We start from the raw sequence: 17,720 nt of genomic DNA, 5'->3' as shown, positions 1-17,720 counted from the left end.
TTCTCCATATTAAAATACCCAGCTAGGGAACCAGCGCAGCAGATCAATGTACCATTTCGGCACAGTCAAGCCAGACAACGCGGGGTAATACATCACAAACAATATAGCCGCGGCAATCGCAAATCCATTGCGAATCTTCCTGACCCTCGGATTCCGTTCCTCCGCCAATTGAAACAAGTAGACAATGCTCAGGATCACGAACGGCACCATCGCGAAGTAATGATACAGGAACGTCTCGCGCGGTACGAGCATCCATGGCACATATTGCGCCAGGAAAGCGATCCACAGCATATAGACATGCTTATCGCGCCGCTTGATGCTGATCCACATCGTCGCGAGCATCGCCGCAATGCCCGTCCACCAGATGAGTGGATTGCCCATGGCCACAATCGTCGACTTCATCCCCGCTGCCAGCTCACCCCCGGAATAATACCAGACCGGGCGCTTCATGAACGGCCACTCCCACCAAGAGGAGGAGAAGGGATGCGACGATACGAGATGGCTATGGTAGCTGTACATATGCACTTGATAATCGATCAGCGACTTTAGCGTATAGCCTTCGCTCATGACGGTCAGTATCGGAATATAGGAGAGCGCATAGATTCCGGCCGGTATGGCGATATAGAAGACCAGGCAAGCAGCCAGCGTCAGCACCGTATAGGACGGGAATACGGATACAATCCGCCGGAGCGCATCCGAATCGAACGCTGTCGCGGCAACATCCTGCCGCCGAAGCATACGCTTCGCCGCCGCGTATTCCTTATACCTGTCCCATAGCGATATGCCAAGCATTACAGCCAGGCCTGCACCGCCGTATAGAACGATCCACTTCGATGCAACGCCGAGCCCGAAGAACAATCCGGCCAGACCCAGCGGCACCAGCGTCGCAAGCAGCTTTGTGCGATAGAAGCTAAGCGCCAAATATTTGTTCATAAAGTGGAACATCAGCATAATGAAGAACACACCGTACACATCGATCGTCGCAATTCTCGTCTGCGTGAAATGCATGAAGTCCGCAGCCAGCAGCCCCGCTGCAAGCGCGGCGTACGCCGTACGTCCGAACAGCCGCTTGGCCGTCATATAGATAATAGGAACCATTGCGATGCCAATTAATGTTCCTGCGATCCGCCATCCGAACGGATTAAGGCCGAACAGCTTGATGCCAAGCGCAATGATGATTTTGCCCAGCGGCGGATGGGTATTCTCGTAGGCGACGATGCCTTCGAGATTCTCGTATGCCGTTCTGGCATGGTAGATCTCGTCGAAGTAGCTGCCCTTCATATAATTATGCCCATATATCATCAAGTCTTGCTCGTCGAATAGCTGGGCTACGCTTCCGCGCCTTGGATCTCCCGCTTTCTCATCATAAATAGCGGCAATAGGAAGCGGTTCTTTGCTTCCCGCTTCATAGATTCCCATCTCATGCAAGGAGAAGCCAGGCGTTGTGACGGTCAGCTTCACATAACGGGCATTCAGATCCACCGTCTGACTGCGCCATGCGAATACCGCCACGTGGTTATTGTCCACCTCAACCGGATTCATCCACTCATCCGGCTGGAGCCCAAATTCCAGGCGGAACTTGCCTGTGCCGACTCCGCCGAACGTGGTAACCCGCTCTAACTGCTTCTCTTCTCCAAGATCAATGTAGAAGCTTTGCGTTGTGCTCGCAGGCTGCCATGGCGTCTCCGGCCCCTTCATGGAGCCGAGGCCGATGAGCGCAACTAACGCGTAGACCGCCGTCAGAGCGCCCAGCCAAATCCAGTCCTTGCGCGTCAGAAGACGCTTGGTCCTTCCACCATTGTCCATATCCCGATTTACACGCGACAGAAGACGCTGATCGGCTTCCTTCTTATCGTCTAACGTCATCGGCACGAGACCAAGCGTGCGTCCCCGCTTGTAATGGTCATAGCCGGCATACAGCATATAGAGCAGCAAGCCGATATTGCTTATTGACACCAGCAGAACGACGCCGTCCATCACGACATTCGTTGTTGTCTTGCTGTAATCCAGCACGTAGCTCATATTGAAGAAATTCGTAATCGTAAATCCATAGAACACATGCAGCATTCGTCTGTCCCGCATTTGAATAAAGGCAAACAAGCTCAGCAGCAGGAGCGGGAACATATATCTCTCATGCATTTTGGTAACAAGGATGAACACAACAGCAATCAGCGCCATCGCGATGAAGAAGCTGCGATCCTCTCCCTCCCGGCGCTTGCCCATCAGGCAGAACCAGACGGCCAGCCCTACCGCAACGACAATAAATACATTACCCCAATGCTGATAGCTCAGAAATAGCCAGCTCTCCGTAAGCGGCTTCCAATTCGCGCCAATCAAGGCGTATACATTAAAGGCGTTCAGTGTCGCATACGGATAAGAGGATAATGTGCCCTTGTACAGCTCGTACAACGCCTTAAGTCCTCCGCTTGACCAGAAGAAAGGAAGAGCGAGCAGAATAAATGTGCCGAACCCGTAATATGCAGTGACCGCCACGTTCTTCCACTTCTTCCTAACCAGCAGGGCGAGCAGCAGCACCGGCATAAAGATGAAGGCTTGCGGCTTGATCAGCGCGGCAATCGCATACCAGACCGCCGCTTTGCCGAACCGGTTCTCCGAGATGCCAAGGAGCGACAGAGAAAGCATCAGCGCAAATATCGAATCCACTTGCCCCCATGCCGCAGAATCCAGAATGACAGCCGGATTGAACAGCCATAGCATGGATAAGCCCGTCGCCACCGGTGCGCCCAGCTTCCTTGCCGCCACACGGAAGATGACAGCAGCCGCGCCCAGATCCGCCGCAATGGCGGGAAGCTTGTACAGCAGCATCGCCGCTGATTCCCCCGTTATGCCAAGCCAGCTCTTGATATGCCCCAAAGCAAACAACACATAGATGTAGCCTGGCGGATAATCCACGAACATCTCCGTATGATAGAAGCCCGCCAGCCCTTCGCGAACCGCTTGCTCCGACCAGAACATGAACAACGCGATATCGTTAGCATATCCCTCATGGCTTATAGCCAGCACGATGCGCAATGCCAAAGCTGCCGCAAAGGAAACCGCAACCAGAATAGTCACGCTGCTCCGACGCTGCTCCAGCCACTCCCGGTCACGGAACAGCTTCACGGTCACGAACGCGAGCAATAATGAAAATAATGCCGAATAGATCATCGTGCTCAGAATGGATACCTTCTGCGGTCCTTCCGACTCTCCCGCAACTGAAGCAGTCTGCTCGAGCGAGAAGACATCGGCACCCTCAGGCGCTGCCGCCACCTGCTCGACCTTGAGCTGGTCGAACCAGGCCTTGCCTGAATTGATGCTTCCGTATCCCCCAAGGCTGCCTCCGACAAGCATTTCCTTTTGATTCTTCCCTGTCTTGCCGTAAAAATCCAGATACGCCCAAGACCCGTTCGTGTCGCGGAATTCGGGATAATGCATCGCCACACCCTCGACGTACAGATGGGCGCCCGCTCCTTGATTACCGACTCCCTCCGTTCTCACATAACCGGAAATTCGGTATGTCGCATTGGACTTGACCTTCACCCGCTGCAGCAAGCGCGCATGATTATCACCGCTGCTATGTATGTAGGCAGACTGTTTCCCTGAATAAAACATGTTCCGATCGACGCCGTATTGCGTCACTCCGTTGTCATCGATCCATGCTTCAGTCATCCATCCATCCGGCATGTCGCTAGCCGCCGCTTCAAAATCGCCGTTTATTAGCAAGTTGCCTTCTGCGTTCGCCGCAATGCCGGGTATCAGCATGAAGAGCAGGAGCATGATAGCGATTATTCGGGAAAAGCCATTGCTCATCTTCATCACGATTCCTTTCGTCAACCATACGTTACCTATAATTATACAAACACATAACCACTTTATCGAATGCATCCTGCAAGGTCAATGAAAATAGCAAAAAATACGTGGTTTTGGTTGCGACTGGATGCCAATCTAGTACAGGTTGCGAGAAAGCTGAATATGTTAATAGAAGCGCTGCGCGACAGATGCGCAGAATTTGCCGTACAGGAGGAGAATGATTGTGCATAAATTGATTATACCGGGAACCAATCATCCCATTTACGTCAATCCGAGAGATTTGAAGGGCGCGAGCCTAATGCGCTACAAAGGCATGACGCAGCCGCGCATTGTCCATTGGTGGAGAACGATGACGCAGAAGATCGGACCTAGTCTGGTCATTGACGCTGGTGTCAATTATGGAGAGATTGTCCTGTCAACTGTCTACGGCAGCGACGCATCCATTACCGTCATTGATGCCAACGAGGTGCTTCGCCCCTACTTGACAAGGTCCATCGAGGAACATCCGAACGGAAGCCAATTCCGCATCGTCAACGCGATTGCATCCGACCAGCTCCAGTCCTCCGTCACGTTCTACGTCGATAAGGTGCGGTCCGGCAATTCGTCGGCCTTCCATCTTGGAGAGCGGGCCTTCCGGGAAATTACCATTCCGAGCGTAACCGTCGACAGCCTGTTCGACGACCGGACAATTAAGGACGACACGCTCCTGTTCAAGCTTGATGTGGAAGGCTATGAATGGAACGTCCTGCGCGGCATGAGCCGTCTCCTGAAGGAAGCCAAGGAGGTCGCGGGCATCATTGAATTCAACATGAGTTATATGGAGAAAAAGGGCGTCGATCTGCGCGCGTTTGTATCGTTCCTATCCGAGCACTTCCTGCTCTTCGCACCTGGCAATAGAGGCGCGCTGACGGAAATTAAAGCGCCTCATTATGAATCGGCACTCCAATACTTCACGCGAGACAAAGACTGCAATGATTTAATCCTCCTGACCGACGTAGAGCAGCTTGCCAAGCTGAAGAGCTGAATACTTGACGCAAAAACAGAGGGCCGCTCCTCCATGGCAGATTTCTGCCGGAGAAACGGCCCTCTTCCCGTTACAACATCGCTTTGATCATACCGACGAATTCCTCCGCCCGCCTTTCATTCGTATGGTTCTCATGAATAAAAGCATAACCCGCGTCCGTCAGACGCTTCCTCTCCTCCGCCTCGTTCACATAATGGAGCGCCTTGCCCAGCAAGTTGCCTCTGTCACAGGCGATGTAATTGGCTCCGTCCTTGAAGCCGAGCTCTTCAATATCGGGATTAGGCTCCGCCAGCATAAGCGACCGGCAGCCCGGAATTTCAAAAAACTTGGCAACCGGAATTTGCAGCACGCTGCCGCATGTGAAGGACATCAGAGAGCGGTTCAGCGCGGCGGCATAAGCCTCCTTCACGAACAAGCCCGGCCGCTCCGGCGTCCGGTGACCGGGATGCTTGAAATGCGTAAACCCTTCTATTCCGTTCATCTTCTTCAGGACGGCATGACGGAACGGATACTTGTTGTCCATCAGTCCCATTAAAGAATATTTAATATCCTTCTCCAGCCCGTAATCTCTAATTAGCTCCGGATTGACGCCGAATGGAAGCCAGCAGAACCGGGAAGCGCATTCCGGGAATGCTTTCAGGAAGGGATATTTGCTGGCTGAGAAGATCAAATCTGGACGAGCGTTTTGGTGAAAATATTTATTCCGCTTTTCCGGCTCGAAGTGAACGTCGAGCACGTAGCAGCCCTTCAATATATTGACCTTATCCAGATTCGTAATATGAGGCGCAAACGCATTGCGCCATTCAAAATCATAATGGAAAATAAAGTCCGGCTGAAAATCGATTCGGGCGAGAATATCGAGAATATTCCCATCCTTCGTCCAATACCGGACCTCGGCAACCTTCTCGATTGCCGCCAGCATATCAAATTTATGCTGATGCTTGGGCATGGCTTCCGCAAACCGCTTGACCAGCATCAATATTTTCAACGGCCTCTCCACGGATCAGCCTCCTTGTCGACTATTGATTCTCCAGCCATTGCTCCGGAGGCACATCTCTCAGTCTGCGCGCCGGCACTCCCACCACGATCGTCCGCGGGGGAATATCCCGGGTTACGACGCTTCCCGCTGCCGCGACACCCTCCTCATGGATCGTCCTGCCCGGCAGTATGGTAGCATTCGCCCCGACCCGGCCTCCTCGCTTGATGATGACGCCCCGAAATTGGCCGAAGCGCTGCTGCGAACGGGCGAGATAATTATCATTCGTCGTAGTCGCGAACGGCGCAATAAAGACATCATCCTCCAGCACGGAAAATGCGCATAGATAGCTATTCGTCTCCAGCTTGCAATTGGCGCCGATGCTGCAGTCATTCTCAATCGCCACTCCGCGGCCGATAATCGTAGCCGCCCCGACAGTCACGCGCTCCCGGACGGTGGCGTAGTCCGCAACGAACACATCACTCCCAAGCAGGACTCCTCTGTAAACAACCGCACCTGTGCCGATTGTACAGCCGTCTTGGATGACCGCTGGCGCAAGCGCTACGTTAGTTGATGTGGTCGCGGAGTTTTTGGCTTTCACAGGCAGCTTGCCGATTACGGCATGATCATGAATCCGGACATGCGAGCCGATCTCGCTTCCGTCGTGAATAACGGCATGATGGCCGATGACCACGTTCTCTCCGAACTTCACGCCTTCACCGATGACCACATGCCCGCCCATTGTAACAGCGTTCATTTCGTCCTCACCCCTTTGCATAGCGCATCAGTTTATCCATAATATAACGCTGCTGCTCTCTCGTCAGATGAGGCGAGATCGGCAGCGCAAAGGACTGCTCGCAGACGGCCTCCGTGACCGGCAAGTCTCCGCGCTTATATCCCAGATGCCTCAGCGCCTGCTGAAGATGCTGCGGACACGGATAATAATGACCCGTCGAGATGCCGTGGCGCTTCAATTCCAATGTAAGCCGTTCCCGATCCTTGTATAGCGTTACATACAAATGATAGACATGACTGCTCTCGCTGGAAGCGTGAGGAAGCACGAGCGGAAGCCCTTGCAGGTGTTCGCTGTAATAAGCAGCTGCGGCTCTCCTTCTGTCGTTCCATTCATTCAGCTTTGCCAGTTTCACGCGTATTGCCGCCGCTTGCAGCGGATCGAGACGACTATTGTAGCCGGCAATTTCGTGAAAATACTTGCGCCGGCTGCCATGATGGCATAACAGCCGGATGCGGTCAGCTACTCCCTCATTATTGGTCACGACAATGCCCCCGTCGCCATAGCCCCCCAGGTTTTTGGTCGGAAAAAAAGAAATACAGCCGATATCTCCGATCGAGCCGATAGCCCTTCCCTTGTAAGTGGACCCAATTGCCTGGCAGGCGTCTTCAATGATAAGCAGGTTATGCCGCTCTGCAATATCCTGCAAGGCGTCCATATCGGCAGGCTGGCCGAAAATATGGACGGGCATGATCGCTTTCGTCCTCGGCGTCACCCTGGCCTCCACCGCTTCCGGACTTATATTGAATGTGCGCGGGTCAATGTCCGCGAATACTGGAACCGCTCCTTGGCGAACAATCGCCTCCGCTGTTGCAAAAAACGTAAATGAAGTCGTAATGACTTCGTCACCCGGACCGATACCCGCCGCCTCCAAGGCAAGCGTCAGCGCATCCGTACCGTTCGCCACGGAGATCGCATATCGTACGCCCGTGAACCTAGCAATCTCGCTCTCCAGCGCTTCCACCTCAGGGCCTCCGATGTAAATCCCGCTGTCAAGCACGCGTCGCATGGCCCCTTCCAGCTCATCCTTCACTTCCATATACTGCGCCCGCAAGTCGATTAACGGAATAATCATAAGCTGCTCTCCTGATCCTGCCGCACAGACTGACCGCTGTCCGTCCCCATCGGCAACTGCACAACCTCGCCTGCCGTAAGAGAGCTGTAGATCGCCAGCACCACTTCCAGCGCATGCATCGTCTGCTCCGCCGAGACAGACGGCTGTTTTTGCTCCCTGATGCTTTCAAGTATTTCCCGATATAGAGGTGTGTGGGATATGCCATGATTCGCTATAACCTTATCCTCCGCTGGCGCTTCATCCTCATAAAAAGACCATACTTTCCGCTGATCCAAATTCGCCCCTTCGATCACCGCGCTGCCTTTCTCGCCGAACAGGCTGATCGAAGTGCCCAGAGTTCGCGGAGCTATAATTGTCGAAGCTTCTATCAAGCCGATTGCCCCGCTTCGGAACCGCAGCACGACTGCTCCCGCGTTCTCTACCCCGATGGGATCGCCATAGGTTCCTGCTTGCGCGTATACAGACTGCACCGGACCCATCAGCCAAAGGAGGAGATCAATGTAGTGGATGCATTGATTCATGAACACTCCGCCGCCATGCCCTCGCGATTCGCGCCACGGACTGCTGCGGTAATAACCAAGCTCGCGCTTCCAGCGCATGGAGACAACGCCGTGACTCAGCTTGCCGAATTTCCCCATGCGTTCGGCGGACTTCATCTCTTCCATCAAGGGCAAATACCTCGCCTGGAAGCAGACCGCCGCCACAAGCTTCCGCTCTCTCGCCTCTTCAGTGACCGCCGACGCTTCCTCCAGCGACAGCGCCAGCGGCTTTTCGACTATCACATGCTTGCCGGCTTTCAATGCCGCCATCGCCAGCCTTCCATGGGAATCGCTGCTTGTGGCTATGACTACAAGATCGATATTTTCCTGCTCCAGCACTTCGCTTACCGAAGTATACGCTGCGACTGCCGGAAAGACAGGTCGGACGATATCGTTTGCGAAACGCTCCACTCTCTCTTGCTGCAGATCGCATAGGCCGACAAGCTCCGCTTCCCCGTCCAGCTCGGCGATCGATGCGACATGCTTTTCGGCGATGCCCCCGCAGCCTATGATCGCGATTCGCCATACTTCCATACGGATTCTCCTTCCGCTTTCTTGCTGCCAGTTCTCTCTCATCTTTACTTAGCAGTATATGATTGCCTTGCGAGAATGATATGGACGCGGCATACGTTATTTCTCAGGGTTTGCCCTTCGGCAGGCGATAGTGAGGATACAATTCACGATGCTCCCCCATCCACTGCGCAAGCTCCTCCAGCATGGCGGGATAGTCCGCAGCCGCATATGCGAAGTCCGCTCTTGTGTTCAACAGGCTTTTGTCATGATGCAGCTTGCTGCAAGGCGTAATCGATATTCCTCTGCGGAACACTGCGTTCATCGTCTGCAGCAGCTTGTGCTTCGACAGCTTTTTATTGCCGGTCAAATGCACAAGCCCGTCAATCGGATGACGCAGGGTCCAGCCGATAAACTTCGCCAGCTCCAGCGTGGTCACGCCGTTCCAGAATACACGGCTATACCCTTGAACCGGGCCGTTCTCCAGAAGAAACCAATGCATAAGCCCGATCCCGTCTGCCTTCAATTCCGGACCGATAATGGATGTACGAATCGTCAAATGATTCGGCCTGATGACTTCCCCCAAGCTTTTGCTCTTGGCATAAGCCGTCGCTCCATCCGCCGTCCTCGATTCCTCATAGGGCCCCGATATGCCGGAGAATACACAATCCGTACTAATATGGAACAGCCGAAAACCTAACTCGTCCCCATAATCGGCAAGCCTGTGCGGGAGCAGGCTGTTGATTTCAACCGCTTCCCGCAGCCGAAGCTTCGCCTCTTCGTTCAGCAAGCCGGCCGCATTAATGACCGCATCCGGCTTCTGCTCCTTCAGCATAAGCTCCAGACGTTTCTCATCCCTGAGATCGAGGCGCGTATAAGGCGCAGCCTCCGCTCCGCTTCGCTGGGTTGCAATAACCTCGCAGCCGTTGCGGGACAGCCAGAGTGTCAGCAGATGCCCCGCCATGCCTTTGCCTCCGAGCACTACTATTTTTTTCACGATTCGCCCCCCTCGCTTTTTGGCATCATACCTTGAACAGACTGAGCAGCGCGTCGACCTGCGAAGGCTCGATCAACTCCGATGACTTGACCTTGAAACGGAGCAGCTCATTAGACTGATGAATAACCACCACGAAGTTTCGGCCGCCCAGCAGCTCATACCTGTAGTTTATGGCATCGTTATGCGTCTTTACGGCATACCTTTTACCTGCCAAATAATCCTGTGTGTTGTAGAGGAAGGCAAAGAAAGAAGGAGATCTATACGTTACCTTAGCCATGCGGTGCGAGGTGCAGTCATACAAGTAGCCATGCTGAGTGATAATAACCTCCGTCGTGCTCTTGGGCACATAAGCCCGCAGTCGCTCTACATAATCCCGGCTGAACATATTGTCGGAATCAATGCGGGCCACAAAGGCGCGTTCCGAGCCCAGAATCGCTTCGCTTACTCGGGCGTCCCGCTCCGAGATTGGCACGAATTGAATGTGGGCAGGCAGCGGCGGGTATGGCTGCAGCGCTTGGTTGATCAGAGCCTCCGTCCCGTCCATATAATAAATAAAAGTATGAAAGTTTGTATCCGATTGGCCTATAAAGCTTCTGACGGTATAGTCCATCGTCAGCTTCATCCGGTAATCAATCCAATCCTGATTGTAGATGTTGTCACTGAAATATATGCTGTTGAAGTGTACCTCGATCACAATAACAGGCTGATTCAATGCTAGTACCCTCCTTTTTGCAGCAATTGGATAATTTCCTGTTTGGACATTAAGGAATCATTCGAGCTATATCCGCGGAATCCGGCTTTCGGCAGAGCACGGTACTTGTCCGATAGCCGCCGGGATGGATGGGGAGGCAGGATGACATAATACTGCCGGTCAAATCGATATGCGCTTTCGGATTCGTAAGGGGACACCAGCTCCTCATGCAGCTTCTCACCTGGCCGGATGCCGACCTCCTTCATGCCCAGATGCGGTACGCCATGCTTCTCCTGCAAGGCGCTCGCCAAATCGGTGATTCGGCAGGCATTCATCTTCATCACATAAATTTCGCCGCCGACGGCTTCCGTCGCTGCCTTGATCAGCAGCTCAATCGCATCGGACACCGTGAGCAGGAACCGGGTCATCCGAACGGAAGTAATCGGAAACGTTTTTTGCTGCTTGATCATATCGAGGAAGAATGGCACGACGCTGCCGCGCGTTCCAAGCACATTCCCCCCTCGAACGCACGCATACCTAGTCGTCTCGCTGCGGGCGTCTGCATTCAAGATCAGCCGCTCGCCCAGCAGCTTCGTCATGCCATAGAAGTTGACGGGATTGACCGCTTTATCCGTTGATACATCGATGACCTTCTTCACGCCCGCCTCGAGACTGGCGCGTATGACATTCTCTGTGCCCTTGACATTGGTGTTCAGCGCTTCCTCCGGCTGATTCTCGCAGATCGTCACATGCTTCAATGCAGCCAGATGGAAAATATAGTCGACATTGGCGCATGCGCTGCGCACCGCCTCATAATCTCTCACATCCCCGATTCGGAAGGTTACTTCGGGAGCATGCTCATACTCTCTTGCCATTAGTACCTGATTAAATTCACCCCTGGAGAATATCCGGATTTCCTTGGGACGCAGAGCAAGCAGCCGCTTGGTCAGCTCCCTGCCCCACGAGCCCGTTCCCCCTGTAATCAAAACAATAGAATTATTGAACATATCGCCGCCCTCCCTATTCACATCTCTGCAACCCTCATCTAAAGATTAGGCGGCTAGCCGTTTCCGACACCTAGCCGCAGCACCTTAGCTTTGCCGCTTTTCCCTTGCGTCGAATTGCGTGTATCGTAAATCAATTTGGCATGCTCCAGCATAAATTCCACGGGCATGCCGCTATGGTTGGTCGCAATGACGACGCCATCCATGTTAGCCAGCAGCTGCTGATCCAGCTTGACGCTTGCCATCACTCCATCTCCCAGAGACAACTTGGGAATATACGGATCGTGATAGTAGACCTTCGCGCCTTCCAGTCTAAGCAGCTTCATCAAATCGATAGATGCCGATTCCCGGTAATCCGCGATATCCGGTTTATATGCCACGCCATAGACGAGGATGCTGGAGCCAGACAGCGACTTCGGCGACAGGACATTCTTGAGCTGCTGCGTCACGTAGAGAGGCATTTTATGATTGATCGCGTTCGACATGCTGATGAACTCGGAATTCATATCATATTGCTTCACCTTCCATAACAAATAGGACGGATCAACCGGAATGCAATGTCCGCCAATGCCCGGACCCGGATAGAATGGCGTAAAGCCGAAGGGCTTCGTCCCCGCCGCGTCGATCACTTCCCAGATGTCCAGATTCAATCTGTCGCATATCATAGCCATTTCATTCATAAAGGAAATGTTTACTAACCGATACGCATTCTCCAAAATTTTGGCCATTTCCGCTGCATCCGTCGTGGACACCGGGTGAACCTTGGGGAAAATTTCGCTGTACAGTTCTTTGACTTTGGCCAGGCAGCGAGGCGTCGTGCCGCTGACGATCTTCGGGATTCGTTCCAGCGGAAACCGCTTATTCCCTGGATCGACGCGTTCAGGTGAATAAGCCACATGAAAGTCCTCCCCCGCCTTGAGGCCTGATTTGCCGAGCAGCGGAAGCAATACTTCCCTTGTCGTCCCGGGGTACGTAGAGCTTTCCAGTACGACAAGCTGCCCCTTCTTCAGCCGGAGGCCGATCTGAGTCGCAGCCTCCGTCAGATAGCTCAAATCCGGTGTCCCGTATTCGGTAAGCGGCGTCGGCACACAGACAATAACGGCCTCGGCCGCTTGTATCGCGCTATGCTGGCTCGTTGCCAGGAATCGTTGAGTTTTTACCGCAGACTGTATGCTTTCGTCAGGAATTTCATGAATATAGCTTTTTCCTTTGTGCAGCAGCTCGATTTTATTAGCATCCAAGTCGATGCCCAGCACACGGAATCCTTTTTTCACAAAGAGCAGCGCCAGCGGAAGCCCCACGTAGCCAAGCCCGATAATCGCCACTGTTTTCTGGTCATTGCCTTCTGCCCATTGCTGTTCCATCATCATTCCTTCTCTCGCCTTCTTTCCAGCCGTTGTCAAAATCGCTAGATTACTATATGACGAGATTCATAAGCTGGAATGGACGATTGTTTCCACACACGCAAAAAGGCCGACCTGCCTATTCGGCGGTCAGCCTTTTCTTGCTAACGTCCTTCTTAATCAAGAATTCTGTATTTTCTTGATACGCTTGTCGTTTTTAAGATGCCGCGATCTGTCGTTAGCGGCTGGACCACAGGGAACACGCGCTCCACAAGCCCATTGAACTCCATAATGTAGTTCTGCACCGGATAGCCCATTTCATCGTCTTTCATGTAGGCGGCCATTCTGCCTACAAATTCAGGGTTGGCGGATACATAGACGTGTACGATGGTTGGTCTTAGTTCCTTTACGATACTGGCGATTTGAGCCTTCAGCTCTTCTGTTAGCTTATCTTCCCCGGTAGACAGGCTGCTCATACGCTTGCCCGTCTGCGCGCCGTCCTTGCTGAATAATCCGATATGTGTCCGGCCGGAGTTTTGGTTTTGCGACTGCATCGTCAAGCCGCCCCCATCCAGCGATACAGCAACATAGGCATTATCATCGGCCAACATGACGGAGGATGATTGAACCGTGTCGATTTCGGTTAACTTATCAGCGATGGCCCTGCTCATTTCGATACGGTAATTTTTATGAGAACCGACGAGATTATTGCTTCTTAAATGTCTTCCGTTCACCCGGTTGCGCTCGTTCATGCCATCATCGGCAAATCGCTTGTCCTTGATCAATGAACCGCTTGAATCGTATCGGATTGAATTCTGCCGGATGTTTTTGTTGCCCAAGTCGCCTTGAAATTCCATTCCGCAGCCGCCAAGCATAGCGCTAAGCACAACGCCAGCCGTCAGCGTCATCATTTTTTTCCGCATTGGCCAACCTCCCGTTCCTGTAATCAAAGCCTTATTCAGACTTGGCTATAGCGTTTGTCAATCCGCCTGCGGCTATACGTCCGTTGACAATTGGCAATACAGCTACTATATTATTAGTATCAAGTATTAGTATCTGGTGCTAATTTTGGCGAAAGAGGTGTTAATATGTCTTCATCCGCACGCAACAACGGTCAATCCTTTGTATCCAACAGCGTCATCACCGCAATAGGTACGTATGTGCCTGCACGCAGATTAACAAATGAAGATCTTGCCGGAATGGTTGACACGAACGACGAATGGATCGTGCAGCGGACCGGCATCAAGGAGCGGCGCGTAGCCGAAGAAAACGAGTTTACATCCGATCTCATCGCAGGAGCCGTCGACAATTTGGTGGAGCGGTACGGCTCCGAGCTGAGTGACGTTGATTATATTATTGTAGCGACGTCTACGCCTGACACTATTTTCCCGAGTGTGGCAGCTACCATACAAGCCAGATTCAATATCAAGCAATGCGGCGCCATAGATATTCAAGCGGCATGCGCAGGCTTCACCGCTGCCTTGCAGCTTGCGAACGGACTGCTTCTGTCAGGCTTGTACCGGAAGGTGCTCGTGCTTGCGGCGGATGCCTTGACGAAAATTACGGATTATTCAGACCGTACGACATGCATCTTGTTCGGAGACGGCGCAGGTGCGGTATTGCTGGAACTTGCGGGGAACGGCAATGGGGCTATGCTGGGAGCTTACTCCGATACTGAAGGAGATGGCGGGAGACATGTTTACTTGAGCAATCTGTCCGCTTCCATCGGGGACTATGCCATTCAGACCAGCGGAAAGCTCGTACAGAACGGCCGAGAGGTCTATCGCTGGGCAGTAAGCCAGGTATCTGAAGGAGTTCGCGAATTGCTGCAGCAATGCAGCCTGCAGCCCGAAGACATTGACTGGTTTATCCCGCATAATGCCAATCAACGGATCATTGACGCCTTATGTGAAAGAGTCGGCTTTCGCGAAGAGCAGGCTTTGTCCAGTATAGCGAAATATGGCAATACATCGGCAGCTTCCATCCCGCTCGCGTTAGATGATGCGGTTCGGGACGGCAGAGTGAAGGCCGGGCACACGCTCCTGCTTCATGGCTTCGGTGGCGGACTGACGCAAGCCGGCGTTGTGCTTCGCTGGCAGTTGCCATAATGAATAGAGGATGGCCCGCTTGTTGAAGCGCGGGCCATCCTCTACCGCTATATTTTGACAGATGAAATAATTTGCGAGCCAATACCGAAATCCACGCCGATCTTGCCGATTCGCTTCTTAATCTGATGGGCCAATATGACCGCATTAATCCCGCAGGAGCATAACACGATATCGTATTCATCCTTGCGCTGCTCCAAAATGTCCAGCGTATCCGCCATCATTTCGTTGCGCTCGAATGGCAAGGTGAATGGCACTTGCAAATGATAAGGCGGCCTAATCAGCCGCTGCTTCGTCCCGCCAGCCCATCTGGAAACGAGCACAACCCGGCTGTTCTGCTCATGCAGCATCTCCCAAAACGGCTTATGGTAGATCAGTTCCCTATTCACGATTGCGTTGCAGACTGCCTGCGGCATAAGCTCGAAGTGGTTGAAAATCCGGTTCGTCAATACACGCTTATGATTGGGATGAGCACGGATCACCTTGTCGTTTTTGGCAAGAATGCCGACAATATCCGCTTCCCGAATCGCTTCTACCAGCTGGTCCCGAACCGGAATATTGGGGAAGCGCACACCCTTCCTTCCTTTATTCGCCTCTTTCACCCACAGCTGGCCAAGCGTCTGTTCCATCGTATAAACGGAATCCTGCGACAACACGAAATTTTCTCCATCCCCAATACGAACGAGACAATACGGGGTTTTATTTATCAGTGCCGTCTTCAGGCGCTCCACAATCTCATCTTTGCTCAGAAGATCCTCATCCAGAATATTCGAAATCATATCATACCTCCACGATCCATAAGTTAAAGACTCTTATCCCCTAGTATATGGTTCTTCCTCGCGAAGGTTTGGATATCCGTCCTGCTGGGTGAAAGATAAGTATAAGGCAGATGATCGTTATACAGACCGTAGCGCTGTGAATCGATTTGGCGAAAACGCCGTAATCAGCGAAGACTCTGTGCGTCCGTCCAGCAGATCGCAAGCAAGCATGGCCGTCACCGGACTAAGCAAAATGCCATTGCGATAGTGTCCCGATGCCATAATGGCGGAGGGCTTGCCCTCGACGCTTCCGATCAGCGGCAGTCCATCCATGGTGGCAGGCCGGAGTCCCGCCCAGCGATGAGCCGTGTTCTTGTCTGTCAGATGAGGCAGCCAGCGCTCGCTTGCACGGATCAGCCTCTCGATGCCTCTATCCGTAACCGAGGAATCGAATCCAGCAACATCTTCAGAAGCTCCGCAGACGATCCGGCCCATCGGCTTGTTCACCCAATAAGCCTGACTGGAGAAGATCATATGGCGCAAATCATCGGGCATGCTTTCATAGGAGCAAATTTGCCCGCGGATGGGATGAATCGGAAGAGAAATGTTCAGCCAGCGCTCCAGCGCGCCTGACCAAGCCCCTGAGCAAATAACAATTCGATCGGCGCTTATTGCGGGGATTCCGGCCATCCGCACGGTCACGCCGGATGCTTCATGGAATGCCAGATCGAGCAGCTCTCCGGCATAATCGTATAGCTTCACGCCGAGCTTGCGGCATGCTGTCTCCAGCGCCGCTACGAGACCTGGCGCATAGATATGGCTCTCTTCCGGGCAATATAGGGCAGCCGTAATCTCATGCGACAGCCCCGGCTCCAGCTCCCGCAACGCAGCCCCCTCGACCAGCTCCGCCTTTGCCCCCCATTCATTATGCCATCTTATTCTGGACCATAAGGGAAACAGATCCGCTTCATGCCGGAAGACGTTCAAGCTGCCGCTTCTGACCCAGTCGGTCGACATGCCGGAGTATGCCTCTACCTTCTCAACCCACGGCTTATACAGATTCAGGCTTTGCAAGCATAACCGGAAGAAGGCATCCGGCTGATCTGTATTCTCCGAATAAGGAGCCAGCATGCCAGCCGCAGCGCCCGATGCCTGGCCTCCGAAGTTACCGGCTTCCAGTACAATAACCCGATAGCCCCTTAGAGCTGCTTCGAATGCGCAAGACAAGCCGATAATGCCGCCGCCTAGCATAATGACCGATTGCGGCATTAACAGCCCTCCCCTTTATAACTTAAGGGAGTATGCTGGAATAAGGAGCCGGCGGGATCGCTGCTTGCCGATGCGTATTTCTTCTTCGGTATTCTGCCCGCCTCGCTTGCCAGCCGTCCCGCCTCAATCGCCATGGCAAAGGCTTGCGCCATCTTGACCGGGTCCTTTGCCTTGGCTACAGGCGTATTCGCCAGAATGGCCGAAGCGCCCAGTTCCATCGCTTCCGCTGCATCCTTCGGCGATCCGATGCCGGCATCTACAATGATCGGCACTCTTGCATCCTCGATAATCAGTCCCAAGTGATACGGATTTAGCAAGCCGAGTCCTGTGCCAATGGGCGAAGCGCCAGGCATAACCGCTGCAGCGCCCGCTTCTTCAAGCCGCTTGCATAGAATGGGGTCGTCAGATGTATAGGGCAGCGCAACAAATCCTTCATTTGCTAAAATATCCGTAGCTCTCAGCGTCTCGATCGGATCGGGCAGAAGCGTCACCGGACTGCCGCTAATCTCGATCTTGATCCAATTGCCAAGGCCTGCGGCACGTGCCAGTCTCGCAATCCGTACCGCTTCCTCCGCCGTGCTTGCGCCGGATGTATTCGGCAAATAGTGGAGCCCCCTCTCCCCCAGATGCTGCAGGATTGAGTCGTCTTCATAGCTGTCCAGATCTACCCGCCGCACCGCAAAGGTGATCACTTCCGCTCCGGATGACTCCAATGCCTGCTGCATGACAGCCGGGCTCGGGAACCGTCCCGTACCGAGAAAAAAACGTGAACGCAGCTCCTTCCCTCCAAGCCGGAAGACAGCCGAATCGTACTTTGCCGTCATGC

Annotated in this window: 15 protein-coding genes; 2 read left to right on the top strand and 13 right to left on the bottom strand. The window is 53.3% G+C overall.

Annotated features, from left to right (window positions below; all coding sequences use genetic code 11):
- Positions 1-9: 9 nt before the first annotated feature.
- Positions 10-3,834, bottom strand: a complete 3,825-nt coding sequence (locus D3P07_RS22320; RefSeq protein WP_259391645.1) for a glycosyltransferase family 39 protein — start codon at positions 3,832-3,834, stop codon at positions 10-12.
- Positions 3,835-4,033: 199 nt separating this feature from the next.
- Here D3P07_RS22320 and D3P07_RS22315 point away from each other — a divergent pair, with 199 nt between their 5' ends.
- Positions 4,034-4,834 (top strand): FkbM family methyltransferase, encoded by an 801-nt coding sequence (locus D3P07_RS22315; protein ID WP_182914460.1) that lies wholly within the window; start codon positions 4,034-4,036, stop codon positions 4,832-4,834.
- A gap of 70 nt (positions 4,835-4,904) precedes the next feature.
- Here D3P07_RS22315 and D3P07_RS22310 read toward each other — a convergent pair whose 3' ends face one another.
- The 9 genes from D3P07_RS22310 to D3P07_RS22270 form a co-directional block, all read right to left on the bottom strand.
- A complete protein-coding gene (locus tag D3P07_RS22310; RefSeq protein ID WP_119802460.1) occupies positions 4,905-5,834 on the bottom strand; it encodes a glycosyltransferase family protein in 930 nt (309 codons plus the stop codon).
- Between the two features lie 19 nt (positions 5,835-5,853).
- A complete protein-coding gene (locus D3P07_RS22305) occupies positions 5,854-6,567 on the bottom strand; it encodes an acyltransferase (protein WP_119802459.1) in 714 nt (237 codons plus the stop codon).
- A 7-nt stretch (positions 6,568-6,574) separates the two neighbouring features.
- On the bottom strand, positions 6,575-7,678 hold the full coding sequence (locus D3P07_RS22300; RefSeq protein WP_119802458.1) for a DegT/DnrJ/EryC1/StrS family aminotransferase: 1,104 nt from the start codon (positions 7,676-7,678) through the stop codon (positions 6,575-6,577).
- Entirely contained in the window at positions 7,675-8,751 is a 1,077-nt protein-coding gene (locus D3P07_RS22295) for a Gfo/Idh/MocA family protein (RefSeq protein WP_182914459.1), read from the bottom strand. The genes D3P07_RS22300 and D3P07_RS22295 overlap by 4 nt, the downstream gene beginning before the upstream one ends.
- 103 nt (positions 8,752-8,854) lie before the next feature.
- Complete coding sequence (locus D3P07_RS22290; RefSeq protein ID WP_119802456.1) at positions 8,855-9,724, bottom strand: dTDP-4-dehydrorhamnose reductase family protein; 870 nt, start codon at positions 9,722-9,724, stop codon at positions 8,855-8,857.
- A gap of 25 nt (positions 9,725-9,749) precedes the next feature.
- Positions 9,750-10,436 carry a glycosyltransferase gene (locus D3P07_RS22285; RefSeq protein WP_119802455.1) on the bottom strand — a complete coding sequence of 229 codons (687 nt, stop codon included), beginning with the start codon at positions 10,434-10,436 and terminating at the stop codon, positions 9,750-9,752.
- 2 nt (positions 10,437-10,438) lie between these two features.
- On the bottom strand, positions 10,439-11,422 hold the full coding sequence (locus D3P07_RS22280; RefSeq protein WP_119802454.1) for a polysaccharide biosynthesis protein: 984 nt from the start codon (positions 11,420-11,422) through the stop codon (positions 10,439-10,441).
- Between the two features lie 53 nt (positions 11,423-11,475).
- Entirely contained in the window at positions 11,476-12,789 is a 1,314-nt protein-coding gene (locus D3P07_RS22275; RefSeq protein WP_310732568.1) for a nucleotide sugar dehydrogenase, read from the bottom strand.
- A gap of 149 nt (positions 12,790-12,938) precedes the next feature.
- Positions 12,939-13,685, bottom strand: coding sequence for a YhcN/YlaJ family sporulation lipoprotein (locus D3P07_RS22270; protein WP_119802453.1), 747 nt, complete (start codon positions 13,683-13,685; stop codon positions 12,939-12,941).
- Between the two features lie 165 nt (positions 13,686-13,850).
- Between D3P07_RS22270 and D3P07_RS22265 the strand changes: the two genes are divergently transcribed.
- Entirely contained in the window at positions 13,851-14,870 is a 1,020-nt protein-coding gene (locus tag D3P07_RS22265; RefSeq protein WP_119802452.1) for a ketoacyl-ACP synthase III, read from the top strand.
- A gap of 47 nt (positions 14,871-14,917) precedes the next feature.
- Here the strand turns inward: D3P07_RS22265 and D3P07_RS22260 are convergent, their stop codons facing one another.
- From D3P07_RS22260 to D3P07_RS22250, 3 genes are all read right to left on the bottom strand, one after another.
- On the bottom strand, positions 14,918-15,646 hold the full coding sequence (locus tag D3P07_RS22260; RefSeq protein WP_119802451.1) for a GT-D fold domain-containing glycosyltransferase: 729 nt from the start codon (positions 15,644-15,646) through the stop codon (positions 14,918-14,920).
- A gap of 117 nt (positions 15,647-15,763) precedes the next feature.
- On the bottom strand, positions 15,764-16,894 hold the full coding sequence (gene thiO, locus D3P07_RS22255) for a glycine oxidase ThiO (RefSeq protein WP_119802450.1): 1,131 nt from the start codon (positions 16,892-16,894) through the stop codon (positions 15,764-15,766).
- A complete protein-coding gene (locus D3P07_RS22250; protein WP_119802449.1) occupies positions 16,894-17,718 on the bottom strand; it encodes a thiazole synthase in 825 nt (274 codons plus the stop codon). Before D3P07_RS22250 ends, thiO begins: the two co-directional genes overlap by 1 nt.
- Positions 17,719-17,720: the final 2 nt, after the last annotated feature.

This window comes from Paenibacillus sp. 1011MAR3C5 (genome assembly GCF_003591485.1).
Taxonomy (GTDB): domain Bacteria; phylum Bacillota; class Bacilli; order Paenibacillales; family Paenibacillaceae; genus Pristimantibacillus.
The sequence above is the reverse complement of the archived record's forward strand: the minus strand, read 5'-3'. Positions and strand labels throughout refer to the sequence as shown.